The sequence below is a fragment of the Kitasatospora sp. MAP5-34 genome, from assembly GCF_029894335.1.
Taxonomy (GTDB): Bacteria; Actinomycetota; Actinomycetes; order Streptomycetales; family Streptomycetaceae; genus Kitasatospora.
Map to the genome: position 1 here is coordinate 104988 of NZ_JARXZC010000008.1, position 26204 is coordinate 131191.

Sequence of the window (26204 nt, forward strand, 5' to 3'; positions counted from 1 at the left end):
AGGGGATAGATCCGCTTTGGTGCGGACACCTACGACTCGCTGGGGGAATATCGTGACGATTCGTCACTTCACCGTTGCTGCAACCGGTTTGGCCTGCGCCGCCCTGACGCTCACCTCGTTCGGCGTGGCCGGCCCGGCTGCCGCTTCGACCGTCTCGCGGTCTGCCTCCTCGGGTACCGCGGTCGTGTCGGCTGCCAAGCCTGCGAAGATGCCCGACTGCACGGCCCGGGCCGCCGGTATGCGGATCATCCAGACCGTCGACGCGAGCGCCTCGGGCGCGACGCTGACGGCTCGGGAGACCAAGTTCGTCTGCGGCGGGCCGAACGACGGCGACGGCTACTTCCTGGCGGTGGGGAAGCCCGAGAAGTTCCACTTCGCGGCCGGCGCCAGCGCGAGCGTGCTCAACGGCATCCACTCGAAGCAGGTCAGCGTGGCGGAGCTGCTCCGCTTCGTCCACAAGTGCGCGGGCAGCGGCGCCGGCACCGTCCAGTACCCGTCCTCCTGCAACGGCCAGTTCGCGATCACGGTGAACAAGGCCGGCAAGATCACCGCCGTCAAGCAGCGCTACCACTCCTGACCGCCGGCCCGTCAGGGTGCCGGCCGCCCCCGGTCGGCACCCTGCGGTTTCCAGGGGTCGCCGCTGCGCGCTGGCGGGCAGGGCCTGGCAGGGCCCGTAGCTGCGTCCGGTGGCGACCCGCCCCCGCTCGTTACCTAGGGTGGAGGTGTGATCGATGAGAGTGCAGACGATTCGGCCGGCCCGGCGATGTGGCGCAGCGTGGCTTCGGATCCCGGAGCGGTGTTGCTCGAAGGGTTTCACGCGCTGAAGCACGCGTTGCGGTTCAAGGCGGAGGTGCGGTGTGTGGTCACCACCGATCGGTCCGCGCTGATCGCGTTGGCGGAGGCGTTGGCCGACGATGTCGCGGAGGGTGTCGCGGCGCTCGCCATCGAGATCTCCGCGTCTGAGATGCGGCGGATCACGCCGAAGATCCATCCGACGGGGGTGGTCTCGCTGGCGATCCGTCCCACCGCTCGGGCCGTCGGGCAGGAGCTGGCCAGGTCGCCGCGTACGTCACCGATCGTCGTGCTCGACAATCCGCGCAACCTGGGCAACGTCGGTGCGGTGATCCGGCTGGCAGCCGGGTTCGGGGCGACCGGGGTCGTGACGACGGGCACCATCGACCCGTGGCACCCGAATGTGGTGCGCGGGAGCGCCGGGCTGCACTTCGCGACGGCGGTCGAGCGGCTGGACCCGTCGGAGTTTCCCGCCGGGCCGCTCTACGCCATGGACGCGGAGGGGTCGGACATCAGGTCCATCGTCATCCCCGACGACGCGCTGCTGGTGTTCGGCTCGGAGCGGCACGGGGTCTCCCCGGAGCTGCGGGCCCGGGCGGCGGAGCTGGTCGCCATCCCGATGAGGCCGCAGGTGTCCAGCTTCAACCTGGCCACCAGTGTGGGGATGGGCCTGTTCCACTGGATGACGCACAGTCCGTCGGAGCAGGTCGGCGACGGCGTCCGGGACGGCCTGCGGGACGGCTTCGGCGCCGGCCCGGGCTGACCGAGGGCCGCCTGAGGGACTCGACGGCGGTCTGCTCGGTCGCCCGGGCCTGACTGACTGACTGACTGACTGACTCGGACTCGGACTCGGATTCAGGCTCAGCTGAAGAGGAGTTTCCAGGTGTCCGGGCCCGGGTAGCCGTCGGCTTCGGTGCCCGTCCAGCCCTGGGCGAGTTGGAAGTCGGCGACGTTCAGGCGGTCGTTCTCGGTCCAGTCCGGGCCGGGGCCGTCGGTGTAGTGGCGGCCGTAGCCCCGCTTCACCAGCTGCTCGCCGAGCTGCTGGATCGCCGGGCCGGACCTGCCGGGGCCGAAGGCGTCGGCTCCCGGGTAGGGCGGTGCCGGTACCCGTGGCGGCGGGGGGTTGAGGGTGGGTTCGGGCGGGATGTCGCGGCCCTTGCCGTTGACCAGGTAGTCCCAGGTGTCCTTGCCCGGGATCCCGTCGGCCTCGCTGCCGCGCCAGCCCTGGGCCAGCTGGAAGGCCTGCGTCGCCCGCCGGTCGGCCTCGCCCCAACTCGGGTCCGGGCCCTCGACGTAGAACCGGCCGCCGCCGCGTCGGACCAGCAGCTCGCCGAGCCGTGTGACGTAGGTGTTGCACGCGCCCGGGCCGAAACTGGCGGCCCCTGGGAAGGCGGAGCCAGGGCCGATGACGACGCCTTCCGAGAGACCCCGGTAGCGGTACGGGATGTACGCGTCGGAGTGGCTCCAGTACGCGTACGGGGTGGCCCGCCTACGCGTGCTGGGCCTGGTCTGCTCGTAGGCGAGGTAGTGGGTCCGGGTGGAGTCCGTCCAGCCGGCGAACAGGACGGTGTGCGAGCCGGACTGTGGGTCGTCCGGGTTGTTGCGGACCAGGATGTCGCCTGGTTGGAGATCGTCTCGGGCTATTCGGTCGGCGAACTCGGGCAGGGTCCAGGTGGTCTGGCTGCTGCCGAGGCCCCAGGCCATCGAGACGAAGCCCGAGCAGTCCTGGCGGTAGCCGTCCGACCAGTAGGTGCTCATGCTGTACGGCACCTGCTGGTCCACCCAGCGCTGGGCGCGGGCCAGGATGGCGGCGCGGGTGGTGGCGGCGCCGGCCGAGCGCAGGTGGGGGGTGAGGATGCGACCGCCGGACAGGCCGCTGGGCTCGCCCTGCGGGGTGTCGGCGCCGGCGGTGCCGGAGGTGTCAGTGGGGTCAGTGGCGGTGGTGCCGGGGCGGGTGGTCGGGGCGGCGCCCGCGCCCGCCGCTCCGCTGAGCATCGTGCCCACGGCGGCGAGCAGGACGGCCGCGCGCCGGGCGCCCCGGGCTGCGGGGTGGCCGCCGGCGGCGGGGCGGGCGGCGTGCAGCCGGGCCCGGCGGCCGGCCGTGCACCCGCCGCAGACGCAGGTCTCGTCGGGCTCTATCTCGGTGAATTCCATCGGCACGGGGTCGGTCCTTCCGCTTCCGGATTGTGCAGCGAAGAGGATGTGTTCCACCGTGAGCAGACGGAATATCAGGTTTTCGGAAAAAAGCGACAGAACGGACGAGTCCGAGTCCGAAGTGCGAGCGCGGGCTCGGGACGGCTACTCCCACTCCCAGCGGATGCCGATCTGGCCGGGGGACTGGTCCGGGGCGAGGACGTGGGCGCTGGCCGAGGCGCCGATCCACAGCTGCTGACGGACCTGGTCGGTCTCCTCGCCGGGCGAGCGGTCGAAGCGCTCGCAGTGCGCCGGGACGGTGGCCGGGTCGAAGTGCACCTGGAGGACGTACTCACGGACGGGGACCGCGAAGCGCCGCGCGTAGGTGGTGGACGGCTTCCCGGGCGGGATCTCCACCTCGTACTCGAAGACCGTGCTGTCACCGGCCGCGAGCGGCCGGTCGAGCAGCAGCTCGGCGACCAGCAGGCCGATCTCGGGGCGGCGGCGGACCCGGCCGAGGCGGGCGTGGCGGACGGAGTTGATCTCGGGGCAGCCGGTCGCCTCGTCGTCCGCCTTGTGCACCACCAGGCAGCGGGACACCCCGCTCACGGTGGCCCGGACGACCTGACGCATCCGCAGCAGGTGTCCGCGTCGCTGGGCGTCCACGAAGTAGGCGTCATGGATGCTGAGCCGCTCCAGCTCGCCGATCGGCGGCGCGTCGAGCTCCGCGAAGACGCCGGAGATCTCCTGCTCGCCGGGCCAGACGTCCTCCACCCGGAGGCCGTCGCAGGCGGCGGGGGTGACCCAGCGTCCGCGCGGACGGGGCGGGCCGAGGCGGGCGGAGAGGTTGGTGTGCGGGAGGCCGAGCAGTTCTTCCAACAGGTGGACGGCGCGCAGTGAGGTGGCGCGCTCCGGCTGGCTGCGTCCTCGCCGCCAGTAACTGAGGGTAGTGATGCTGACCCTGACGCCCTCTTTGGCGAGGGCCGTTCTGATCCGTTCCAGGCTGAGCCCACTGGCCTCCACGGCGGTGTGCAGGGCCTCGGCGAAGCCGCCTTCCGACCGGGCGGCCGGGGCCGCTGCCGGGGGTGGAGCCGGTGGGGTTTCTGTCGGGAGCCGTACGATTCCGGTCTCGAATCCCCCGTGCGGCTGATCCACGAGTCTGAGCCGACCGGCGTGCTGCAGTTGCTGTGAGGCCATGCGGACACCCTCCCCACCAGGCGCGTTCGGTGGGAACCTCCCGACGCGAGTGCGTCGGGGGCTTGGTCACCGAGTTGTCGGAACCCTACGCACGGTCGAGAGGCTACGTCATCAACCCGAACATATGACAGTGGTCACGACAAGAAAACCGATCTACGAACGAGATTGAAACAACGCAGAAACACGGATGCCGGTACGGGCCGCTGGCCCGTACCGGCATCGTCACTGACTGTGCATCAGGGGTGGTGTGTCAGAGAGCTGCGGTGCTGCGTCAGGAGACGTTGAGCGCGGTGTCGTCGATGACGAAGCTGGTCTGCATCGAGTCGTCCTCGGTACCGGTGAACTTCAGGGTGACGGTCTGGCCGGCGTAGGCGGAGAGGTCGACGGTCTGCTGGGTGTAGCCGGTGTTGGCGTCCAGGTTGGAGAAGCTCTTCAACGTGGTGCCGTTGGCGGCGACGGTCAGCGTGTCGTTGGCCGAGCCGCCGGTCTCGGCGGTGTCGACGTGCAGCCAGAAGGAGAACGACGCGTTGCAGCCGGCCGGGATGGAGACGGTCTGCGACAGGGTGTCGGTGTGGGCGCTGCCGTAGCCGTCCAGGTAGGCCTTCCAGTTGCCGCTGTGGGCGGGCTCGGAGGTGCCGTTGTCGAAGACGCCGGAGGTGGCGGACCAGGCGCCGGGGGCGCCGGACTCGAAGCCGGGGTCGGCGAGCAGCTGGGCCGGGGTGCAGCCGGCAGGCGCGGCGGCGACGGTCCAGCTGAAGGAGGCGCTGCCGGTGGCACCGGTGCCGTCGGTGGCCGTCACGGTGACCGTGCCGCTGGCGGCGGTGGTCGGGGTGCCGGTGATCAGGCCGGTCGAGGAGATCGACAGGCCGGCGGGCAGGCCGGTGGCCGAGTAGGTCAGGGACTGGGTGGTGTCGCTGTCCGAGCCGGTGACCTGCAGGCTGGCGGCGGTGCCGACGGTGCCGTTCTGGTTGGCCGGAGCGGTGACGGTGACGGTGTTACCGGTCTGCGTGCCACCGCTGTTCAGCAGCGCGTTGGCCAGCGAGTCGGCGACGGGGGTGCCCCAGCCGGTGACCTGGTCGTAGCCGGCCTTGGTGGAGAAGTCCTGGTTGGCGCCCGAGGTCACGTCGTGGAACGTGGAGTTGTAGCTCGCGCTGTTGGCGATCGAGTACAGCTTCGGGTTGGCCTCGCCGAGGTTGGCCTTGCCGGCCGCCGCAGCCTTCTGGTTGTACAGCGCGGCGTAGCCGGACCAGAGCGGCGCGGCGGCGGAGGTGCCGCCGTAGACCTGCCAGCCCGGGGCGCTGGTGCCCTGGGTGTAGATGGCGAAGCCGCTCTGCGGGTCGGCGTTGGAGGACACGTCCGGGACGGTACGCATGGTGCCCGTCACGCCGGTGCCGGTCTGCCAGCTCGGCTTGGCGAACTGGGTGGAGACGCCGCCACCGGCGGTGCTCCAGGCGCTCTCGGAGGAGTACGAGGTGCCGTTCACCGAGAGGTTGGTGCCGCCGACGCCGGTGTTGTACGGGCTGGAGGCCGGGAAGTCGACCGCCTTGACGTTCGCGCCGCTGGTCGAGCGGGTGCAGTCGCGCGAGCCGTCGTCGCCGGAGGCGGAGAAGATCGAGATGCCCTGGGCGGCGGCCTGCTTGAAGGAGTTGTTCACGGCCGTCATCGAGGCGGCGGTGGTGTCCGGCTCACAGGATCCCCACGAGATCGACACAACCGAGACCTGGTTGTCCGACACGATCTGGGCGGCCATGTCCAGCTCGCCCTGGTCGGTGTTGGGGGCCTCGTAGACCAGCTGGGTCGCCTTGGGGGCGACACCGCGCACGATCTCGCTGTCCAGCTCGACCTCGCCCTGGCCCTGGCCGGGGGCGGAGTTGTAGTTGGCGCCGTCCACCGAGACGGTGCTCACGGCCGGGCCGGAGAGGCCGAACTGCGAGTCGTAGGTGGTCAGGTTGGAGGCGGTGTAGCCGTCGAACTCCCAGAGCGCGACCTTGACTCCGGTGCCGTCGGTGCCGACCTTGTTCAGGTCGTAGGCGCCGTCGTACTGGCTCGGGCCGAAGCCGCTCGGGGTCGCGTGCGGGACCACGGTGTTCGGCTTGGCTATTCGGGTGGTGCGCACCGTGTAGTTGGTGAGGCCGGTGATGCCCTGGACGACCGAGGCCAGCTGGGTCGGGATGGTGGCGGCGGTCTCGTTGGCGAAGAACGTCCGGCTGTGCAGCGGGTCGACGTACGTGCTCTCGTGGGCACCGAACGCCTTGGCGAGCTGCGCGGCGGTGCCGTGCGCGTTCACCACCTGGCGGTTGGCGCTGACCGAGCCGACCGTCAGGCCCTGCGCGGCCAGGTAGGTACGGACCTGGTTCACGTCCGCCTGGGTGGGGCCGAAGCGGGCGTTGAACTGGGCCGGGGTCAGGTAGTGGCCGAACTCGGCCGTACCGCGCGTGCTGACCGCCTTGAGGAAGCGGTCGAGGTCGGCGGTGTTGCGGAGCTTCAGGCTGACCGCGACCGAGATCTGCTGGGCGGCGGGCAGAGCGGCCTGCTTCTGCGAACGGGCCACCGCAGGGGTCACGGTGTTGGGCAGGGCCACCCGGGACGTCGCGGCGTTGGGGGACGGCGCGGCCTGTGCGGCCGTGACACCGAGGGACACCACGGTCAGGGGCAGGACGGCGAGTGCCGAGGCAAGGGCGAGCGAGCGAGGTCGCACTGGGTCCTCCGGAAGGTGTGGGGGCGCTCCGGGTCTGAACGCTTGTCAGAACTTCTCAGAGAACTCCCAGGAATGGGCCCAAGCCTGAGTAATTGGTTGCTAAAAAACAGTCAAATGTGAAACCCCTGGCAGACAACAGAATGCGTGGTCTTCATACAGTTAAGAGTGATTGGATTCAACAGAATTGAGGGATGGGGGCTGGTGGGGTTGGTGGGGTGCCCGAGCCGGGCCCGGGCACCCCACGACGCGGCAGGTGTTACGGCCGGCCCAGCCACTCGGCGAGCGCCTCGCGGAGTTCGCCCCGGCTCGGGTCGACGGCGGCCCAGGCGGCGTAGCCGTCCGGGCGGACCAGCAGGACGGTGTCGCGGAGCTTGCCGTGCGGGTCGGCCGGGGCCGCCGTCACCAGGCGGTCCTCCCACGGCTGGGTCACCGACAGCTCGTCCGGGCTGACCAGGACGAACTTCCCGGCGCGCAGCGCCTCGTGGAGCCGCTGCGGGCTGCCGGGCCCGTCCGACGCCAGCCGCAGGTCGGGCACCCGGTGGCCCACCAGGTGGTGGGCGCCCTTCGGTGCCTGGTAGGAGATGCCGATGCCGGACACCGTCCGGGCCCCGCGCTCGGCCATCGGCGGGAGGTGCCGCGCCGCCGAGGTCACCGCCGTGCGCAGCGCGCGGGCCGGTGCGGAGTGGGCCAGGGCCAGCCGGATCAGCGCGCCCGAACTGCGCAGCACCGTACGCCCGACCGGGTGCCGTTCGGTCCGGTAGCTGTCCAACAGGGCGTCAGGGGACCAACCGCGCAGGACCGCAGCCAACTTCCAGCTCAGGTTGGCGGCGTCCTGCAGGCCGGTGTTCATGCCCTGGCCGCCCGCCGGGGAGTGGCAGTGCGCCGCGTCGCCCGCCAGGAAGACCCGGCCGGAGCGGTAGTCCGGGGCCTGCCGTTCGTCGCTGTGGAACCGGGACATCCAGCGCGGGTCGTGCAGGCCGTGGTCCACCCCGAGCACGGTGCGGGTGATGTCGACCACCTCGGACAGTGCCACCGGTGCGCTGTCCGGGAGTTGACGGGCCCGGTCCCAGGCGATCACCCGGTACCAGCCGTCGCCGAACGGGGCGAGGAAGGCGAAGCCCTGCTCGGTGGCGCCGACCGTCAGCACCTCGGCCGGCTCGCGCTCCAGCCGTACGTCGGCGAGCAGCACCGAGCTGATCACCGACTCGCCGGGGAAGGGGATGCCGAGCAGCTCGCGGACCTTGCTGCGGACGCCGTCCGTGCCGACGACGTACCGCGCCCGGTGGGTCTCGCCGCCCTCGCTGACGTCCACGCTGACGCCCTCGGCGTCCTGCCGCAGGCCGATCACCTCGGCGCCGCGCAGGATCGTCGCCCCGGCCTTCAACGCCCGCTCCTGGAGCAGGCGTTCGGTGTTGGACTGCGGGGTGATCAGTACGAACGGGAAGCGGGTCGGCAGGTTGCCCAGTTCGACCTGCAGCCGCCCGAAGATCTGCAGCGAGCTGAGCCGCGTACCGGTGGCGATCAGTTCGTCGGCGAGGCCCCGGGCGTCCAGCGCCTCGAGCGTCCGGGCGTGCACGGCGAAGGCCCTGGTCAGGTTGGACTCGGTGCCGCGCTTCTCCAGCACGGTCACCCGCAGCCCGGCGGTGGCCAGATCGCCGGCCAGCAGGAGCCCGGTGGGCCCTGCCCCGACGATCACGACATCGGAGGTCAGCTGCGGCTCGGACATCGGCGTCTCCCGGTGGTCGGCACGAGCCGGTTCTCGGCTCGCTCCCAGCCTTCCATCATCGCTGCTCCAGGGGGACAGTTGAAGCAGGATTGACGGTCCGTCCGGGCAAACGCCAGGGGCTCCGCCCACCGATTCGCGCACGCGGTTCGGCGGAGCGGAGCCCCTGGGGGTACGGCCTCAGCTGTGGCGCCGGACCTCGACCACCCGGAACCGGTTGGAGACGAACGCCGCGTCGCAGTACGCCGAGTTGGCGGACGGGTTGGCGCCGGTGCCGTGCAGGTCGGAGAAGGCCGCCGTCTGGTTGGCGTACACGCCGCCGGTCAGGTTGAGCGAGAGCGAGACCCCGGTGTCCAGGCAGGCGTCGACCAGGGCCGACTCGACCTGCTCGGACACGGTGTAGCCGGACGCCGTCATCGCGCCCTGCTCCCGTACGGTGCGCCGCATCAGCTCCACGCCGGCCTCGCTGGAGTCCACCGCCACCGCGAAGTAGACCGGTCCGAAGCACTCCGACATGAAGGTGGCCCGGTCGTCCGGCTTGTCGGAGTCGGCCTTGATCAGCGCGGGCGTGCGCAGCACCGCCGCCGGGAACTCCTTCGACGCCACCACCCGTGGGGCCAGCGCGAGTTCGCCGTACTCGCCGCCGGACGCCTGGACGGTGCGCTGCAGCACGCCCGGGTTGACCACGGCGCCGAGGATGGCGGCGGCGCGGGCGTCGTCCGAGAGCAGGCCGTCGATCGCGGCGGCCAGGTCGGTGACGACCTCGTCGTAGGTCTTGCTGCCCTCGTCGGTGCTGACGCCGGTGCGGGGGATCAGCAGGTTCTGCGGGGTGGTGCACATCTGGCCGCTGTAGAGCGAGAGCGAGAAGGCCAGGTTGTTCAGCATGCCACGGTAGTTGTCGGTCGAGTCGATCACGACCGTGTTGACGGCGGCCTTCTCGGTGTAGACCTGGGCCTGCTGGGCGTTGGTCTCCAGCCAGTCGCCGAAGGCGGTCGAGCCGGTGTAGTCGATGACCTTGATCTCGGGCCGGACGGCCAGCGCCTGGGCGATGGTCGAGCCCTCGTGCTCGGCGGCCAGGCAGACCACGTTCGGGTCGAAGCCGGCCTCGGCGAGCACCTCGCGGGCCACCCGTACGGTCAGCGCGAGCGGCAGGGTGGCGCGGGGGTGCGGCTTGACCAGGACGGGGTTGCCGGTGGCCAGCGAGGCGAACAGGCCCGGGTAGCCGTTCCAGGTCGGGAAGGTGTTGCAGCCGATCAGCAGGGCCAGGCCGCGCGGGACGACGGTGAAGTCCTTGACCATGCTGAGCGGGTCGCGCTTGCCCTGCGGCTTGGTCCAACTCGCGCGCTGCGGCAGCCGGGTCTGCTCGGCGTACGCGTACGCGACCGCTTCCAGGCCACGGTCCTGGGCGTGCGGGCCACCGGCCTGGAAGGCCATCCCGTACGCCTGGCCGGTGGTGTGCATCACCGCGTGCGCGAACTCGTTCGACCGGGCGTTGATCCGGGCCAGGATCTCCAGGCAGACCGCCGCGCGGGCGGCGGGGGTCGCCGAGGCCCAGCCGGGACGGGCCGTCTCCATCGCCGCGATCAGCGCGTCCGGCTCGAAGTGCGGGTAGCTGACGCCCATTTCGATCCCGTACGGCGAGGACTCGCCGCCGACCGGCTCCCCGTCGGTCGGCTGGCCGTCGATCACGAACGGCAGGCCGAGCACCGACTCGAAGGCGGCCTTGCCGTCCTCAAGCGCGGTCTCCCCGTACGCCTTCGGGAACTCGGGGTACGGCGACCAGTAGTCGCGGGAGACGCTCGCGTCGAGCGCGCGGGTCAGCGTCTCCTGGTGACGGTCGATCAGTTCGGCGACAAAGGGGTGGTCGGCCGCAGCAGTCATGGTGCGCTCCTCCGAGGGGCGGACGGGACACCCCTCAGAGTAACCGAACGATCGGTCGGGGCAAGCCCCCAATTGCGGTTCTGTCGCCGCTGGGTCCTGGTTACGGCACGCCCAGTTCGAAGATGACGTACCCGGCGTACCAGCCGGAGGCGGCGGCGGTGAGGCCGAAGATCATGACCAACGAGGGCAGGCTGACCCGGCGCAGTGCCACCGCCAGCGGGACGAAGAGCGGGAAGGCGGGCAGTAGGTAGCGCGAGGTGTTGCCGAAGATCTGCTGGCTGCCGAGGACCATGACGATGGTCACCAGGGTGTAGACGATCAGGAACGCGGGGGTCCGCAGTCGTACCAGCAGGAAGAGCAGCACCGGCAGGGTGAGCACCAGCAGGACGGCGATCAGGTCCTCGGTGGGGTACCCGAAGAGGTAGTCGCTGTGTCCGAACAGCACCCCGCGCAGCACGTTCGCGGTGTGCTGCCCGTAGTCGAAGAAGTGCAGCCAGGCGCCGCGCTGCAGGGTGAAGTAGCCGGTCAGGTCGCCCATCCGCCAGCCGACCCAGAACACGTAGCCGAACAGGCCGAGCGGGGAGATGAGCATCGCCACCAGCGGGCGGAGGATGCCGTCCCGCCGTTGGTACAGGGCGATCAGGGCGGCGACGCCGAGCGCGGCGATCAGGGCGGAGGCGGTCGGGCGGTTGAGGCCGGCCACCAGGGTGATCACCCCGGCCTCCACCCAGCGGCGGGTCAGCACGGCGTAGCAGGCCCAGGCGGCGAGCGCGACGAAGAGCGAGTCGGAGTACACCGCCCACTCGGCGCCGGAGCCCGGGAAGACGGCCCAGACGGCCGCCGCGATGATGCCCGTCCGCCGGTCGGTGAGCTTGGCGGTGACGGCGAAGATCCCGGCCGCCGCGACGAACGAGGAGACCACCGAGACCAGCATCCCGGCGCCGTAGAGACCGAGGCCAGTGCAGTCGGAGACCAGCCGCATCAGCCCGGGGTAGAGCGGGAAGAAGGCGGCCGAGTTCTGGTCCACGGTCATCATCTGCCCGGCGGCCAGCGGCACCAGCTGCGGGTGGTAGCCCTTCTCGGCGACCTGCTGGTACCACCAGCCGTCCCAGCTCTGCAGTACGTCCCAGACATGGGCCGCGCCGCCGTACCGGTATTCCTTGGTGCGGAAGTCGCCGGAGGCGTCCAGCAGGTACATGAACGTGGTGAAGCCCAGCAGCTTCAACACCCCGAACACGGCCAGTGCGGGCCCGAACCGGCGGGCGGCGCGCTGCGTCCACTGTTTGAGGCCGTCGCCCTCGGGGCCGCCGTCTCCGTCGTCGGCGGGGCTGTCCGGGAGTGAATATTCATCCGCCGGACGACTGGATATCGTGCTCATCGGATCCGATTCCCCGCCTGCTGCTGATTCTCTGGTCGTCAAGGACCCGTACCGCCCTGAGCCTAGGCGATGTGGTGGTAATCGGGCCGCGAGGTCTCATATCGGATTAAGGCGGCGCAGGTAAAATCTGACCAGCCTACCGACGTCGCCTGGGGCGGGAAGACCATATGACTTCCGAACATGCAGAGACCGCACTCTCCGTGGTCATCCCGATGTACAACGAAGAGGAAGCCCTTCCAGCCCTGATCGCCCGACTGCGCCCGGTCCTGGACGGGATCGGCGTTCCGTACGAGGTGGTGGCCGTCGACGACGGCAGCAAGGACAAGACCGCCGAGCTGCTCGGAGACTTCCGGCACGCCTGGCCGGAGCTGCGGGTGGTCCGGCTGCGCCGGAACTCCGGGCACCAGGCGGCCCTCACGGCCGGTCTGCACCGGGCGGTCGGCCGGTACGTGGCGAGCATCGACGCCGACCTGCAGGACCCGCCGGAGAAGATCCCGGAGATGCTGGACCTCGCGCTGGAACGGCAGCTCGACATCGTCTACGGCGTACGCAACGACCGCAGCACCGACTCCGGCTTCAAGCGCCGCAGCGCCGGCGCCTACTACTGGCTGATGCGCCGCCTGGCCGGCAAGCAGATGCCCGCCCAGGCCGGAGACTTCCGTCTGCTCAGCCGGGAGGCCGTCGAGGCGATCAAGGCGCTGCCGGACCAGCAGCAGGTCTACCGCCTGCTGGTGCCCTGGCTGGGCTTCCCGAGCGGCGAGGTGCACTACCAGCGCGACGAGCGGGTCGCCGGTGAGACCAAGTACCCGCTCAGCAAGATGATCAGGCTCGCCGTCGACAGCGTCACCGGGTTCTCGGCCGCCCCGCTGCGGCTGGCCACCTGGCTCGGGGTGACCAGCTTCTTCGCGTGCCTGGGGCTGCTGGTCTTCACGGTGGTCGCGTACGTCTCCGGGAAGACCGTGCCGGGCTGGACGTCCCTGTTCGTCGGGGTGCTGTTCATCGGTGCCGTCCAGCTGATCTGCGTCGGTCTGCTCGGCGAGTACATCGGCCGGATATACACCGCTGTGCAGCGACGCCCCACCTACTTCATCGGCTACGACTCGGCGGACGAGCCCGCGCTCCGGCTGTCCCCGGCCCGGTTCGAGGGCAGGGTCTGACAGCGGCCCGGGTACGGGTGCCCCAGGCCCCCGGCTGACGTGCTGCCAGGGCGCCGGGGATACTCGTTCGTATGGCCGAGAACAACACCCGCACCGCGTACACCGTCGAGTCGCTGCTCGCGGTGACGGTAGAGGTCTTCAACGAGCGCGGGTACGACGGGACCTCGATGGAGGACCTGTCCCGGGCGGCCGGTATCTCCAAGTCGTCGATCTACCACCACGTACGAGGCAAGGAGGAGCTGCTCCGGCTCGCCGTCGGGCGGGCGCTGGACTCGCTCTTCGGCATCCTGGACGAGCCCGCCGCCGTGACCGGCCGCCCGGTGGACCGGCTGGAGCACGTCGTGCTGCGGACCACCGAGGTGCTGCTCGCCGAGCTCCCGTACGTCACCCTGCTGCTCCGGGTGCGGGGCAACACCACGACCGAGCTGTGGGCGCTGGAGCGCCGCCGGGACTTCGACCACCAGGTGGCCGAGCTGGTCCGGGCCGCCGTGGCGGCGGGCGAGCTGCGTTCGGATGTCGAACCCCGGCTGGCGACCCGGCTGCTGTTCGGCATGATCAACTCGGTGGTGGAGTGGTACCGGCCCGGCGCGAAGGCGGCGGACGGCGTCGCCGAGGCGGTCGTGCATCTCGCCTTCGGCGGGTTGCGGGCTTGACGCTGGGGGCCTGGCGGGGCTGAACGCGGCGGTGAGGTGCGGGCCGTTGCCTTCCGGTTTCGCGCACGCGGTTCATTGAGCAGAGCCTCGCGCCCTTGACTGTGGCCGGCCGATTGCCTGAGAAGTTGGTGAGGTCAGACCGGGGGGACCTGGTCGGTCTCCTCGAAGACCAGCAGGGTCTGGGTGGCCAGGACGTCCGGGAACGACTGGATCCGGCCGAGCACCAGCTCGCGCAGTGCGTGGTTGTCGGCGGTGTGGACCAGCAGCAGTACGTCGAACTCGCCGCCCACCAGGGCGATGTGGGCCACCCCGGGTAGGCCGAGCAGTTGCTCGCGGACCGTCCGCCAGGAGTTCTGCACGATCTTGAGGGTGATGTACGCGGTGGCTCCCTGCCCCGCCCGTTCGTGGTCGACCCGGGCGGTGAAGCCGCGAATCACGCCGTCCTCGACCATCCTGGAGATCCGGGCGTACGCGTTCGCCCGGGACACGTGCACCCGCTCGGCGACCGAACGTATCGACGCCCGGCCGTCCTGCTGGAGCAGACGAAGGATCGCACGGTCGACCCGGTCGAGCCGGTCCGCGCGCTCCGACCTGGACATCTGTTCAGCGGACATGGTCCCCCACCCTCCGAAAATGGACGTGCTGCAACAAGTCGACCGCCGATCGGACCGAATGTCCACCACCTTGCCGCAGCTGTGGCCAGAATGACCAGACGACCGAACAATCGGTAGGGAGGAACGGCCCGGCGACGAGCACTGGCACCCCTCGTGCACCACGGCATCACCACTGCCCCCGCTGCACCCCTCCCCCACCCTCTGGAGGTGCCCGAGATGACCGTTCTCGATCACAGACACCTGGCTCCCGTCCCCGGGTGGCTGCCCGGTGCGACCGGCCCCCGCAGCGACCCCGCACCGCTGCTGCCCGACGCCGCGCCCGTACGGGTCCTCGGCACGCCCGCCCTGGACAAGGCCGACCCGCTGCTGCTCCGCGAGCTCTACCGCCGGCTGGTCGTCGGCCGCCGCTACAACCAGCAGGCCACCACCCTCACCAAGCAGGGCCGGCTCGCCGTCTACCCGGCCTCCACCGGCCAGGAGGCCTGCCAGGTCGCCGCCGCGCTCGCACTGCGCGAGGACGACTGGCTCTTCCCGAGCTACCGCGACACCCTCGCCGTGGTCTCCCGGGGTGTCGACCCGCTGGCCGCGCTCACCCTGCTGCGCGGCAACGCCCACACCGGCTACGACCCGCGCGCGGCCCGTACCGCGCCGCTCTGCACCCCGCTCGCCACGCAGGCCCCGCACGCCGTCGGCCTGGCGCACGCCGCCCGGCTGCGCGGCTCGGACACCGTCGCACTGGCCCTGCTCGGCGACGGCGGCACCAGCGAGGGCGACTTCCACGAGGCGCTCAACTTCGCGGCCGTACTGCACGCCCCCGTGGTCTTCCTGGTGCAGAACAACGGCTACGCGATCTCCGTCCCGCTCACCCAGCAGTCCGCCGCACCCAGCCTGGCGCACAAGGCGGTCGGCTACGGCATGCCCGGCCGGCTGGTGGACGGCAACGACGCGGTCGCGATGCACTCGGTGCTCAGCGAGGCGATCGAGTACGCCCGCAACGGCGGTGGCCCGACCCTGATCGAGGCGCTCACCTACCGGATCGAGGCGCACACCAACGCCGACGACGCCACCCGCTACCGCGAGGCCGCGGAGGTGACGGCCTGGCGGGAGCACGACCCGATCCTGCTGATGGACCGCCACCTGCGGGCCGCCGGGATACTCGACGACGAGTTGGTCCAGGACGCCGCCGACGAGGCCGAGGCGCTCGCGGCCCGGATGCGCGCCGAGTTCCACGCCGAGCCGGTGCTCGACCCGCACGCGCTCTTCGCCCACGTCTACGCCGAGCCCACCCCACAACTGCGCGAGCAAGCCTCCCAGCTCGCCGCCGAGTTGGCCGCCGAGTCCGAGGTGCACGAGCGATGAGCACAGCAGTACAGACCCGCACTTCCACCATGGCGCAGGCGCTCAACTCGGCGCTCAAGGACGCGATGCGGGCCGACCCGACGGTCCACGTCATGGGCGAGGACGTCGGCGCGCTCGGCGGTGTCTTCCGGATCACCGACGGCCTGACCGCCGAGTTCGGCGCCGACCGCTGCCTGGACACCCCGCTCGCCGAGGCCGGCATCCTCGGCACCGCGATCGGCATGGCGATGTACGGGCTGCGGCCCGTCGTGGAGATGCAGTTCGACGCCTTCGCCTACCCGGCGATGGAGCAACTCGTCTCGCACGTGGCCAAGATGCGCAACCGTACGGCCGGCGCGATGCCGCTGCCGATCACCATCCGGATCCCGTACGGCGGCGGCATCGGCGGCGTCGAGCACCACAGCGACTCCTCCGAGGCGTACTACACCCAGACCCCCGGCCTGCACGTCGTCACCCCCGCGACCGTCGCCGACGCGTACGGGCTGCTGCGCGCCTCGATCGCCTCCGACGACCCGGTGATCTTCCTGGAGCCCAAGCGCCTCTACTGGGGCAAGGCGGAGTGGGACCCGACCGCGCCGGTCGAGCCGATCGGGCGGGCGGCGCTGCGCCGGACCGGGCGGTCGGCCGTGCTGATCACGTACGGGCCCTCGCTGCCGGTCTGCCTGGAGGCGGCCGAGGCCGCGAAGGCGGAGGGCTGGGACCTCGCGGTGCTGGACCTGCGGACGCTGGTGCCGTTCGACGACGAGACGGTCTGCGAGGTGGTTCGCTCGGTCGGCCGGGCGGTCGTCGTGCACGAGTCGACCGGCTTCGGCGGCGTCGGCGCGGAGATCGCCGCCCGGGTCACCGAGCGCTGCTTCCACCACCTGGCCGCGCCCGTGCTGCGGGTGGCCGGCTTCGACATCCCGTACCCGCCACCGATGTTGGAGCACCACCACCTCCCCGGGGTGGACCGGATCCTGGACGCCGTGTCCCGGCTCCAGTGGGAGGAGTGACGATGATGCCGGTTGTACGCGAGTTCACCCTGCCCGACCTCGGTGAGGGACTCACCGGGGCCGAGGTGGTGCGCTGGATGGTCGAGGTGGGCGAGGTCATCGCCGTCGACCAGCCGGTGGTGGAGGTGGAGACCGCCAAGGCGGTCGTCGAAGTCCCCTGCCCCTACGGCGGCGTGGTCACCGCGCGGTACGGCGAGCCGGGGGAGGAGGTGCCGGTCGGCGCTCCGCTGGTGACGGTCGCGGTCTCGCCGTCCGGGGGTTCGCCCTCCGCAGGGCCTGCCGTGCCGGAGCCCCCGAACGAGCGCCCGCTGGTCGGGTACGGAGTGGCGGACGGGCCCAAGGGCGCCCGGCGCGGGCGGGTGCGGGCGGGTGCTGCGGTGTCTGCGGTTCTGGCTGCTGCGGTGCCTGAGGTGCCTGCTCCGGCAGTTGTGCCGGTGGTGGTGCCGGTGATCTCGCCGTTGGTCCGGCGGTCGGCCCGGGAGCACGGGATCGATCTGGCCGGGCTCACCGGGAGCGGGCCGGACGGGCTGATCCTGCGGGCGGACGTGGAGCGGGCGGTGGCTGCCGCGTCCCGTCCGGCTGCGGCGGCCGCTGCTGTGGCGGCGGCCGTGGCACCGACGTCGGACGAGGTGGTGCCGCTGCGCGGGCTGCGGCGGACGATCGCCGAGAAGCTCACCCGCAGCCACCAGGAGATCCCCGCCGCGACCTGCTGGGTGGACGCCGACGCAACCGAACTGATGGCTCTACGCGCACAGTTGAACCGGTCGGCCGGACCGAAGGTGAGCGTGCTGGCACTGCTGGCGAGGATCTGCACGGCCGCGCTGGAGCGCTTTCCGGAGCTCAACTCCAGCGTCGAGAGCGATGGTTCGGGGATCCGTCGACACGGCGTGGTGAACCTCGGCTTCGCGGCGCAGAGCGACCGTGGTCTGGTCGTGCCGGTGGTGCGTGACGCGCACCTGCTCGGGACGGAGCAACTCGGCACCGAACTGGCCAGGTTGACGGAGACTGCCCGGGACGGCCGGCTCACCCCGGCCGAGCTGACCGGCGGCACCTTCACGCTCAACAACTACGGCGTCTTCGGCGTCGACGGATCCACCCCGATCCTCAACCACCCTGAGGCCGCCATGCTCGGGGTCGGCCGGATCGTCGCCAAACCGTGGGTGCACGAGGGGCAGTTGGCGGTACGGCAAGTGACCCAGCTGTCGTTCACCTTCGACCACCGGGTCTGCGACGGGGGCACGGCGGGAGGGTTCCTGCGTTTCGTCGCGGACTGTGTCGAGCAGCCGGGGATGCTGCTGCGGCAGTTGTAACGGAGGTGGGGTCGGTCGCTCCGCGCGGTGCAGATCCGCGCGGGGCGACCGTGGGTCGACCATAGGTCGGGCGAGCGTAGCGCTTGTCCGGGCCGGGCGTCAGGGCTTCACAGGATTTGTCGGATCAGCTGTTTGGGCGTGCCAGGCTACCGAGGGCGTCAGCAGAGACAAGCCAGGTGTGGTTCAAAGGGACGACCGGAAGCGAAGCGATTCTCTTGGGCACTCGTCAAGTCATGGTGAAGCCGACCTCGTTGAGGGTCCGAGCGGGTAGCGGGTCGGTGGCGGTCGCCGCTGTTCCGGGGATGCCGGTGGTGGAGAATCCCGGGCCGGAGCCGCAGTTGGTGGCCGAACTGGTGATCCCGGCCCGCCCGGCCTTCCCACCGGACGTACCGGCTCCGGCCCCGCCCTCGCCCCCGCCCCCGGCGCCGATGGTTCCGGCGGCACCGATGGTTCCGGGGGTACCGGCTGCGCCGGGGGTGCCGGTGGTGCCAACTCCCCTTCCCAGTCCGGCGATCGAGCCGATGTTCACCCGGGCTCCCGGGCTCAACTGGGCCGGTCCGGGGGATCACTGGAGTCGGGCGTGGGCGATGGACACCCTCGGTGGCAGCGCTGCGGCCCCGGCCGTTGCCGGGCCCGCCCCGGATCTGCGGGCGGCCGGTGAGCAGGCGCCGACTCCGGCGGACATCCAGCTGATCCGGGCCAGCCTGGCGATCGTCGAGCCGGTCGCCGACCGGGCCACCGCGCACTTCTACGCACTGATCTTCCTGCACCACCCCGAGATCCGGGCGCTCTTCCCGGCGGCGATGGACGTGCAGCGGGACCGGCTCTTCCGTGCCCTGCTGATGGCCGGCCGCAACGCCGACGACCCGGCCGGGCTGACCGAGTACCTGACCGGACTCGGCCGGGGACATCGCAAGTACGGGACGCTGACCGGCCACTACGGGCCGGTGGGAGAGTGTTTGATCGCCGCGCTGGAACGTTTCTGCGGAAGCCGCTGGGACAGTGCCACCGAACTGGCCTGGCGCCGGGGCTACGGGTTGATCTCGAAGATCATGATCGACGCGGCCGAGGGCGCCGCGAAGTCCTCGCCCCCCTGGTGGCAGGCCGAGGTGGTCGAGCACCGGCGGGTCACGTCCGACATCGCGGTGGTGACCGTCCGGCCCGACCAGTCCTACCCGTACCGGGCCGGGCAGTACACCACCCTGGAGACGCCCTGGTGGCCCCGGGTGTGGCGGCATTTCTCGTTCGCCAACGCGCCCCGGCCGGACGGGTTGCTCAGCTTCCACGTCAAGGCGGTGCAGGCCGGCTGGGTGAGCAACGCACTGGTCAACCGCTCCGCCCCCGGGGACGTCCTGCGGCTCGGCCCGCCCGCCGGGGAGATGGTGGTGGACCATGCGAGCGGTACCGACCTGCTCTGCCTGGGCGGCGGTACCGGCATCGCGCCGATCAGCGCGCTGGTCGAGGAGGTCGCCGAGTACGGTTCGGCGGGCCGCTCGGTCGAGGTGTTCTACGGGGCCCGGCGGCGGGGCGAGTTGTACCAGTTGGAGAGCCTGCGCAGGCTCTCCGAGCGGCACCCCTGGCTGTCGCTCCGGGCGGTGCTCTCGGAGGAGCGGGTCGCCACGGCCGAGGCGCTCTTCGGGGACCTGCCCGAGGTGATCGGCGGCTACGGCCACCTGGCGGGCCGGGCCGCATACCTCAGCGGCCCCGCCGCGATGGTGCGGCGGGCGAGCGGGGCACTGCTGCGCGCTGGGGTGGCGAACTCGGCCATCCACCATGACCTCGCGGCGGGTTGACCGGTCTGGGGCGCACGGTTCAGCCGAGGTCGGGGGCGAGCATGGCGCGGATGCCCTCGATGTTCGCGGCGAGGTAGGCGCGCAGGCGCGGCGGTACGACGTTGACCGAGGTGACGCCCTCCCGGGTGAAGGGCAGCCGGACGATCTCGTACTCGCCCTGGGGCTCGTCGACCTCCGGCCCGTGCCGGAGCGAAGGGTCCATCGAGGCGAGCCGGCAGACGAAGAAGTGCTGCACCTTGACCCCGTGCGGGTGGGCGAGCGTGCCGTCCTCGTGGTGCGAGTGGGCGACGGTGTCGACGAAGGCGGGGACCACGTCCTGGACCTTCCCGCCCAACTCCTCGTCCATCTCGCGGTGCAGGGCGTCCACCACGGTCCGGTCCGCGCGCTCGACCCCGCCGCCCGGAGTGATCCAGTACGGATGCGAGCCGGGCCGGGTGCGCTTGATCAGCACGATGGTGGCCGGGGCGTGCGGCGCGTCCGGGTCCAACTCCAGCAGGATCGCCCTGGCAGTGCGCTTGACGACAGGGCGGACGGGGCTGGGCATGGCCACCTCCGGGTCACGAGCGTTGTGCGGGATTCTCCCGCACCACAGGGCGGCTGAAACTCGTACAGACCCGCTCAGGGGGGGCGGTGCTGCGCCGAACGGATGATTCGCGGGGCCCGGCGGGTGTCGTTCGCGCACTGTGGCATAAATGCTGTGGATCTTCGATAGCAGGGGAAGCTGCCGCTGATTTGGGGAGCAAATGCTGAAATTGTCGGATCGCGACCTAAGATTCCAAGGTCATTTGTGGGCCGTTCGAGTGTTAATGATTGCAGGCGTGCTGGCCCTGTGCTGCAATGAGCGCCAGTCGGGCAAAGCGGAGCCGAGTACTCCAAATGCCCTCCTGTGCAGCGACTCGGGCTGGGGGCTGGGCATGGCCATGGAGCAGAACGCCGGGATGCCACGGCCGCGAGTGAAGGTACGAGCGGCTGCACTTCCCCGACCGCCGCAGGGCCGGGCGGCGCCGCCACCGGGCGTCGTCCCAGGCCGTGCCAGAACGAGAGGTACCGGCGCATGCACAGCACAGTCCAGGGCCACGTGGTCATGCAGCTCGTGGTCTCGAACGAGCTCTCCTTCCGCATCGTGGTCGATCTCGAGTACGACCCCGCCGATCCCTACGCGGTCCGCTGCATCTTCCACCTGCCCGGTGACACGCCGGTGGCCTGGGTCTTCGCGCGTGAGTTGCTGCTCGACGGGATCAGCAGTGCCACGGGCGAGGGCGATGTGCAGATTCATCCCGTCGGCGGTGAACTCTCCGACGTCTGCATCCGGTTGTACGCCCCCGAGGGGGACGCCCTGCTGCGCGCCTCGGCCCCGCCGCTGATCGCCTTCCTGGCCAGGACGGACCAGCTGGTGCCGATGGGGGAGGAGATCACCGGCGCCGAACTCGACGCCCAGCTGGCCAACATCCTCAGCCGGGGCTGCGAGAACGCCGGCTGAGTGGTTGGACGGCTGCGCGCGGCCGGGCCGGCCGTGGATGCGGAGAGGCCCCCGGGAAGCGCCTGAACGCCGGGGGCCCGGTACCGCGCTGCCGGGGCGGGGGTTCCTCGGTGGGCCCGCCAGTAGCGGGGGAGATCAGTCCTCGTCCCCGAAGGCCAGGTTGAGGCCCCAGGACACCAGGCTGATGATCAGCGCGCCGATCAGGGCCGGCCAGAAGCCGGAGACGTGGAAGTCCAGTTTGATCTTGTCGGAGGCCCACGAGGTCAGCCAGAGCATCAGCGCGTTGATCACGAAGGTGATCAGGCCGAGCGTGAGGATGAACAGTGGCAGCGAGAACAGCTTCACCACCGGCTTGATCAGCCAGTTCACCACGCCGAAGATCAGTGCGACCACGATCACGGTGATGGTCTTGTGCTGCCAGTCACCCCCCGAGAGGGTGATCCCGTTGACGATCCAGGCGGCCACCCAGATCGCAGCGGCGTTGATGAGGGTTTTGACCACGAAACTCTTCATATCGGAGATCGTTGCAGTCCAGCGGGCCCGGGGGAAGTTCCTCGCCCCGATATGTTGTCCAATGTCGTGGGCGCGGGACAAGGGTGGAGGAACGGTTCGATGAAGGTCTTCCGGCTGGACCAGTTGGACGCCGAGCGCGCCGCCAACGAGGGCGCCTATCTCCGCTTCCTGAAGGAGCGGAACATGTCGGCCGGCCTGTACGCGCTCTCGCCGGGCGACACCGACACCCAGTCGCCGCACGCCCAGGACGAGATCTACCAGGTCATCAGCGGCCGCGCCGAACTGACCGTCGGGGACGAGACCACCACCGTCGGCCGGGGCAGCGTGGTGTACGTACCCGCCGGAGTACCGCACCGCTTCCACCACATCACCGAGGAACTGCGGGTGCTGGTCGTGTTCTCCCCACCGGAGGACTGACCCGGTCGGACCGGCCCACCCCACCCCACCCGACCCGACCCGACGCCACCGCCCGGGTAGGGTCGGCGCCGTGCGTCGCGTGCGGCGTACGGCACTTACGTCAGTTGCATCATCCACGTCACTCACGTCACTCACGTCATTCACTTCACCTCACTTCACCGATCACGCGGGAGCCCGTAGCAGCGGGCTGAGAGGGCGCTGACGCGCTGCGCCGACCGCCAGAACCTGGCCGTGGCACGGGGAAACCCTGCCCGGGACAGGGAGGGAGTCACCACCCGTGTCCACACCCATGTCCGCGTCCACACCCATGTCCGCGTCCGCGCCCGCGTCCGTGCCCGCGTCCGCGCCCGCATCCGCGCCCGCATCCGCGTCGCTCACCGACGAACTCTGGTCGGCCGTCGAGCCGGTCTACGCCGAGATCCTCGGCCACCCCTTCATCGCGGGCCTCACCGACGGCACCCTGCCGCGCGAAGCCTTCCGCCACTTCGTGATCCAGGATTCGCACTACCTGCGCGACTACGCCCGGGCCCTCGCCGTCTGCGCCGCCAAGGCGCCGGACGAGCAGGACGTCCGCGCCTTCGCCGACGACGCGATCGGCGCGCTGGCCGCCGAGCAGGGTATGCACGCCGAGTTCATGTCCGCCTTCGGGCAGTCCGCCGAGGAGGCCGCTGCGGAGCCGGTGCTGCCCACCACCCGCGCCTACACCAGCTACCTGCTCGCCACCGCGTACGGCGGGTCCTTCGCGGAGGCGGTCGCTGCCGTACTGCCCTGCTACTGGATCTACGCCCGGGTCGGTGAGCAGCTGCTCACCAAGTCCTCCCCCGACCCGCTCTACGCCCGGTGGATCTCCACCTACGGCGACGAGGCGTTCCAGTCGGTGGTGCGCCGGGTGCTCGCCCTCACCGACCGCCTCGGTACGGAGATCTCGCCGGCCGAACGCCGTCGGATGGTCGAGCACTTCAGCATCACGTCCCGGTACGAGTGGATGTTCTGGGACGCGGCCTGGCGCGGTGAGACCTGGCCGGTCGGTCTCAACCCGTAGCCCGAGGGATCCCTGGGGCGGGCCGAAGGGCGTCCGCCAGTATGGGGCCGGCGTCGCGACGCCCGGACTCTCTCCCCCAGCCTTCGGCCGGGGGGACCCCCACGGACGGCTTCTCCTCAGTCGCCGATGCTCCGCATGGACTCCATCGTCGGCACCGCCCAGACTCGGCCCGGACGCCGCTCCTTCACCCGGCCCCTACTGGCGGACGCCCTAAGGGGGATCTCCGGGTTCTCTCGGGGGCTGGAACCCTCGTTTACCAGGCACGACGCCCGTACGATCGAGTTATCGAAAGCGGACGGGACGCGGCGGACAGGCCGGCGCAAGCCCGAGGGGAGAGAAGGAACGGACATGGCTGAGCTCTGGAAGTCGCTGCCCTCGTGGGTGCGCAACATCGTCATCCCGATCATCGTGGTGGTCCTCGCCTGGAAGCTGCTCTGGGTGGTGGTCAGCTCGCTGATCGGGCTGCTGATCAACGGACTGGTACTGGTCGGCATAGCCGCCGCCGTGATCATCCTGGTGAAGAAGGCTTCGAAGCACTGACGCCGGGCCGGACTTCGAACGAGCCCCGTTCCCCCTGATCCCAGGGAGAGCGGGGCTCGTTCGGTATCCCGGCTGAGCATTCCGGCCGAGCCCTCAGCGCTGCCGGATGACAGCTGCCGGATGGCAGCTGGGGGATGACATCTGTCATACCGCTTCAGGTACGCCGGACACTGCTGCCCGACCCCTCCCGGACGGGATTCTTGAGGCACAGCGAAGGACCCGGACACTGAAGGAGCGGACCATGGCAGTCATCACCCGAAGCGCGACGGTCGAGACCGGCACCCACCAGATGTCCGGCGCCCTCCGCCCGATCGCCGTCGACGTGGCGCTGCCGCTGCTCGCCTACTACACCGCCCACTCGGTGCTCGGGCTGAGCCTGGTCGACTCGCTGGTGCTCGGCAGTGTCGTGCCGGCGGTCCGGGCGGGCCACCAACTGCTGCGGGAGCGGTCGTTGAACGGGTTGGCGACGTTGATGCTGGTGGTCAACCTGCTGGGGATCGGGCTCTCGCTGGTCGCCGGGGACCCGAGGCTGATGATCGCCAAGGACGGCGCGGTGAGCAGCGTGATCGGGCTCGCCATGATCGGGTCGGTGTTCGCCGGGCGTCCGATGATGACCGCCGGGATGCGTCCCTTCGTCGTCAAGCGCGACGCCGGCCGCGACGCCGCCTGGGACCGGCTGGCCGCGACCTCGGTGACGTTCCGGCGGCTGGAGCGGAGCTTCACCCTGGTCTGGGGCTCCGCGCTGGTCGCCGAGTGCGCGGCCAAGGTGGTCGGCGCGTACACACTGCCGCTGGACACCATGGTCTGGCTGGGCACCGTCTTCCTGGTCGGCGCGATCGTGCTCGCCATCGCGGTCGGCAACTTCTTCGCCGGGCGGATGGCCGAGCTGGTCATCGAGGAGAGCAAGTCCGTCTGACCTGCCCCCGGTACGCGCGAGGCGCCCGCTCACCTGGACGGTGAGCGGGCGCCTCGTACGTGGATACGTACGCCTGCCGGGGTCAGACGCCGTCGTGCTGGACCGGGATCGACTGGCTGACGACCGGGACCGGCTGGCCAGCGGGCTTGGCCGGCCCGGTCGCCGTACCCGACGGCGACGCCGTGTCGGGGGTGCTGTTCATCGAGCTGAGCAGCTGGCGGGCCAGGCCGAGGCCGGTGCCGCCCATGGTCAGCGCCTTGGCGAACATCTCGCCCATGCCCTCGGCGCCGTTCAGCAGCACCATGTGCTCGACGTTGCCGAACGCCTCGGCCCCGGCGCGGACGATCTCCGGCCAGTTCTCGGCGAGTTGCTGCGCGACGACGGCTTCCTGGTTCTCGGCCAGCGCCGCCGCCCGGGCCTTGATGGCCTCGGCCTCGGCCAGACCGAGCGCGCGGGTCGCCTCGGCCGTGGCAAGACCCTTGGCCTCCGCGGCTGCGGCCTCCGCGAGACCGGTCGCCTTGGTCGCCTCGGCGCTCGCCAGGCCCCGGGCCCGGGTGGACTCGGCCTCGGCGCTCGCCGCGATCTTCACCCGGTTCGCCTCGGCGATCGCCTTCAGCTCGGTCTCCCGGGCCTGGGCCTCCGCCGCCGAGATCCGGGCGTCACGGTCGGCCTCGGCCTTGGTGCGGGTCTCGTACGCGCGGGCGTCGGCCGGCTTGCGGACGTCCACCTGCAGCTGCTGCTCCTTGCGGTGCGCCTCCAACTCGGCGACCTTGGTCTCCTGGACCACGACCTCCTGCTTGGCGGCGGCCTCGGCCAGCGGCCCGGCCTGCATCGCACGGGCCGTTGCGGTCTCCATCTCCGCCTGGTAACCAGCCTGCTGGATACCGGAGTTACGCGTCGCCTGGGCCTTGCGGGCGTACGACTCCTGCTCCGCCTCGGTGGCCACCCGGTCAGCCTCGGCGGCCGCGATCCGGGCGTCCCGCTGGACGGCGGCGGCGTGCGGCGCGGCCAGGTTCTGGATGTAACCGGTCGGGTCCAGGATCTCCTGGATCTGCAGCGAGTCGATGATCAGGCCCAGCTTCTCCATCTCGCTGCCGGACGCCATCCGGGTCTCCCCGGTCAGCCGCTCGCGGTCGCGGATCATCTCCTCGACCGTCAACCCACCGACGATGGAACGGAGATGACCGGCGAAGACGTTGTGGACGCGCGGTCCCATGTGCTGCTGCTGGCCGAGGAAACGCCGGGCGGCGTTGGCGATCGACACCATGTCGTCGCCCACCTTGAAGATGACAACTCCCTTGACGTGCACGGGAATCCCCTGCGAGGTCACACACTCGACGTCGAGGTCGGCCTCGTTGAGGTCGAGCGACAGTCGGCGGACCACCTGCAGACCCGGTGTGACGAGCGTCCCCCGCCCGGTGACGATCCGGAAGCCGAGCCCCTCGCCGACACCTTCGGTGCGGTGCTTGGAGCCGGAGATGACCAGTGCTTCGTCGGGTTCGGCGACCCGCCACATGGCCTTGAAGAGCACGACCGAGACGATGATGGCGGCCACGACGGCCCCCGCGATGCCGATGAGCATCGGCTGATTCCCCCTTCAGGGCACACCGCGTTCC

Annotated in this window: 25 protein-coding genes; 13 read left to right on the forward strand and 12 right to left on the reverse strand. The window is 70.8% G+C overall.

From position 1 onward, the window contains the following. Window positions 1-63: 63 nt before the first annotated feature. Window positions 64-198, reverse strand: a complete 135-nt coding sequence (locus P3T29_RS10275; protein WP_280716004.1) for a hypothetical protein — start codon at window positions 196-198, stop codon at window positions 64-66. Window positions 199-208: 10 nt separating this feature from the next. On the opposite strand from P3T29_RS10275, the gene P3T29_RS10280 reads away from it, so the two are divergent. Both P3T29_RS10280 and P3T29_RS10285 read left to right on the forward strand, forming a co-directional pair. Next, a complete protein-coding gene (locus P3T29_RS10280) occupies window positions 209-577 on the forward strand; it encodes a hypothetical protein (RefSeq protein ID WP_280716005.1) in 369 nt (122 codons plus the stop codon). 186 nt (window positions 578-763) lie between these two features. Then, a complete protein-coding gene (locus tag P3T29_RS10285) occupies window positions 764-1555 on the forward strand; it encodes a TrmH family RNA methyltransferase (protein ID WP_280716079.1) in 792 nt (263 codons plus the stop codon). Window positions 1556-1653: 98 nt separating this feature from the next. On the opposite strand, the gene P3T29_RS10290 is transcribed toward P3T29_RS10285, so the two are convergent. The 6 genes from P3T29_RS10290 to P3T29_RS10315 form a co-directional block, all read right to left on the reverse strand. After that, window positions 1654-2946 carry a peptidoglycan-binding protein gene (locus P3T29_RS10290; protein ID WP_348532811.1) on the reverse strand — a complete coding sequence of 431 codons (1293 nt, stop codon included), beginning with the start codon at window positions 2944-2946 and terminating at the stop codon, window positions 1654-1656. Window positions 2947-3090: 144 nt separating this feature from the next. Continuing rightward, window positions 3091-4122, reverse strand: coding sequence for a hypothetical protein (locus P3T29_RS10295; protein WP_280716007.1), 1032 nt, complete (start codon window positions 4120-4122; stop codon window positions 3091-3093). A gap of 271 nt (window positions 4123-4393) precedes the next feature. Then, the gene (locus tag P3T29_RS10300; protein ID WP_280716008.1) at window positions 4394-6820 is read right to left on the reverse strand and encodes a protease pro-enzyme activation domain-containing protein; all 2427 of its coding nucleotides are present in this window, start codon (window positions 6818-6820) and stop codon (window positions 4394-4396) included. A 256-nt stretch (window positions 6821-7076) separates the two neighbouring features. Continuing rightward, window positions 7077-8546: an FAD-dependent monooxygenase gene (locus P3T29_RS10305; protein ID WP_280716009.1), complete on the reverse strand. Its 1470-nt coding sequence runs from the start codon at window positions 8544-8546 to the stop codon at window positions 7077-7079. Between the two features lie 177 nt (window positions 8547-8723). Next, window positions 8724-10424: a phenylacetic acid degradation protein PaaN gene (gene paaN, locus P3T29_RS10310; RefSeq protein ID WP_280716010.1), complete on the reverse strand. Its 1701-nt coding sequence runs from the start codon at window positions 10422-10424 to the stop codon at window positions 8724-8726. Window positions 10425-10524: 100 nt separating this feature from the next. Then, on the reverse strand, window positions 10525-11802 hold the full coding sequence (locus tag P3T29_RS10315) for a hypothetical protein (protein WP_280716011.1): 1278 nt from the start codon (window positions 11800-11802) through the stop codon (window positions 10525-10527). Window positions 11803-11969: 167 nt separating this feature from the next. Here P3T29_RS10315 and P3T29_RS10320 point away from each other — a divergent pair, with 167 nt between their 5' ends. Both P3T29_RS10320 and P3T29_RS10325 read left to right on the forward strand, forming a co-directional pair. Beyond that, window positions 11970-12959: a glycosyltransferase family 2 protein gene (locus P3T29_RS10320; RefSeq protein WP_280716012.1), complete on the forward strand. Its 990-nt coding sequence runs from the start codon at window positions 11970-11972 to the stop codon at window positions 12957-12959. 71 nt (window positions 12960-13030) lie between these two features. Next, window positions 13031-13612 carry a TetR/AcrR family transcriptional regulator gene (locus tag P3T29_RS10325; protein WP_280716013.1) on the forward strand — a complete coding sequence of 194 codons (582 nt, stop codon included), beginning with the start codon at window positions 13031-13033 and terminating at the stop codon, window positions 13610-13612. A 134-nt stretch (window positions 13613-13746) separates the two neighbouring features. Here P3T29_RS10325 and P3T29_RS10330 read toward each other — a convergent pair whose 3' ends face one another. Continuing rightward, window positions 13747-14226, reverse strand: coding sequence for an Lrp/AsnC family transcriptional regulator (locus P3T29_RS10330; protein ID WP_280716014.1), 480 nt, complete (start codon window positions 14224-14226; stop codon window positions 13747-13749). Between the two features lie 216 nt (window positions 14227-14442). Between P3T29_RS10330 and pdhA the strand changes: the two genes are divergently transcribed. Genes pdhA through P3T29_RS10345 form a run of 3 tightly spaced genes read left to right on the forward strand, consistent with a single transcriptional unit; the run spans window position 14443 to window position 17887 of the window. Next, the gene (gene pdhA, locus P3T29_RS10335) at window positions 14443-15585 is read left to right on the forward strand and encodes a pyruvate dehydrogenase (acetyl-transferring) E1 component subunit alpha (protein WP_280716015.1); all 1143 of its coding nucleotides are present in this window, start codon (window positions 14443-14445) and stop codon (window positions 15583-15585) included. Continuing rightward, window positions 15582-16577 carry an alpha-ketoacid dehydrogenase subunit beta gene (locus tag P3T29_RS10340; protein ID WP_280716016.1) on the forward strand — a complete coding sequence of 332 codons (996 nt, stop codon included), beginning with the start codon at window positions 15582-15584 and terminating at the stop codon, window positions 16575-16577. The genes pdhA and P3T29_RS10340 overlap by 4 nt, the downstream gene beginning before the upstream one ends. A 5-nt stretch (window positions 16578-16582) precedes the next feature. Continuing rightward, entirely contained in the window at window positions 16583-17887 is a 1305-nt protein-coding gene (locus P3T29_RS10345; RefSeq protein WP_280716080.1) for a dihydrolipoamide acetyltransferase family protein, read from the forward strand. Window positions 17888-18113: 226 nt separating this feature from the next. Here P3T29_RS10345 and P3T29_RS32685 read toward each other — a convergent pair whose 3' ends face one another. Beyond that, window positions 18114-18416, reverse strand: a complete 303-nt coding sequence (locus tag P3T29_RS32685) for a hypothetical protein (RefSeq protein WP_348532808.1) — start codon at window positions 18414-18416, stop codon at window positions 18114-18116. A gap of 58 nt (window positions 18417-18474) precedes the next feature. Here P3T29_RS32685 and P3T29_RS10350 point away from each other — a divergent pair, with 58 nt between their 5' ends. Beyond that, window positions 18475-19680 (forward strand): globin domain-containing protein, encoded by a 1206-nt coding sequence (locus P3T29_RS10350; protein WP_348532809.1) that lies wholly within the window; start codon window positions 18475-18477, stop codon window positions 19678-19680. A gap of 19 nt (window positions 19681-19699) precedes the next feature. On the opposite strand, the gene P3T29_RS10355 is transcribed toward P3T29_RS10350, so the two are convergent. After that, on the reverse strand, window positions 19700-20224 hold the full coding sequence (locus P3T29_RS10355; protein ID WP_280716017.1) for an NUDIX domain-containing protein: 525 nt from the start codon (window positions 20222-20224) through the stop codon (window positions 19700-19702). A 510-nt stretch (window positions 20225-20734) separates the two neighbouring features. Between P3T29_RS10355 and P3T29_RS10360 the strand changes: the two genes are divergently transcribed. Further along, on the forward strand, window positions 20735-21160 hold the full coding sequence (locus tag P3T29_RS10360; RefSeq protein ID WP_280716018.1) for an SsgA family sporulation/cell division regulator: 426 nt from the start codon (window positions 20735-20737) through the stop codon (window positions 21158-21160). Window positions 21161-21295: 135 nt separating this feature from the next. Here P3T29_RS10360 and P3T29_RS10365 read toward each other — a convergent pair whose 3' ends face one another. Then, window positions 21296-21673, reverse strand: coding sequence for a phage holin family protein (locus P3T29_RS10365; RefSeq protein ID WP_280716019.1), 378 nt, complete (start codon window positions 21671-21673; stop codon window positions 21296-21298). 99 nt (window positions 21674-21772) lie between these two features. On the opposite strand from P3T29_RS10365, the gene P3T29_RS10370 reads away from it, so the two are divergent. The 4 genes from P3T29_RS10370 (at window position 21773) to P3T29_RS10385 (ending at window position 24588) form a co-directional block, all read left to right on the forward strand. Continuing rightward, complete coding sequence (locus P3T29_RS10370; protein WP_280716020.1) at window positions 21773-22090, forward strand: cupin domain-containing protein; 318 nt, start codon at window positions 21773-21775, stop codon at window positions 22088-22090. A gap of 277 nt (window positions 22091-22367) precedes the next feature. After that, window positions 22368-23132 carry a thiaminase II gene (gene tenA / locus P3T29_RS10375; protein WP_280716021.1) on the forward strand — a complete coding sequence of 255 codons (765 nt, stop codon included), beginning with the start codon at window positions 22368-22370 and terminating at the stop codon, window positions 23130-23132. 348 nt (window positions 23133-23480) lie between these two features. Continuing rightward, window positions 23481-23672 (forward strand): DUF5326 family protein, encoded by a 192-nt coding sequence (locus P3T29_RS10380; protein WP_280716022.1) that lies wholly within the window; start codon window positions 23481-23483, stop codon window positions 23670-23672. A gap of 241 nt (window positions 23673-23913) precedes the next feature. Next, window positions 23914-24588: a VC0807 family protein gene (locus P3T29_RS10385; RefSeq protein ID WP_280716023.1), complete on the forward strand. Its 675-nt coding sequence runs from the start codon at window positions 23914-23916 to the stop codon at window positions 24586-24588. Window positions 24589-24670: 82 nt separating this feature from the next. Here the strand turns inward: P3T29_RS10385 and P3T29_RS10390 are convergent, their stop codons facing one another. Then, on the reverse strand, window positions 24671-26170 hold the full coding sequence (locus P3T29_RS10390; protein ID WP_280716024.1) for a flotillin family protein: 1500 nt from the start codon (window positions 26168-26170) through the stop codon (window positions 24671-24673). Window positions 26171-26204: the final 34 nt, after the last annotated feature.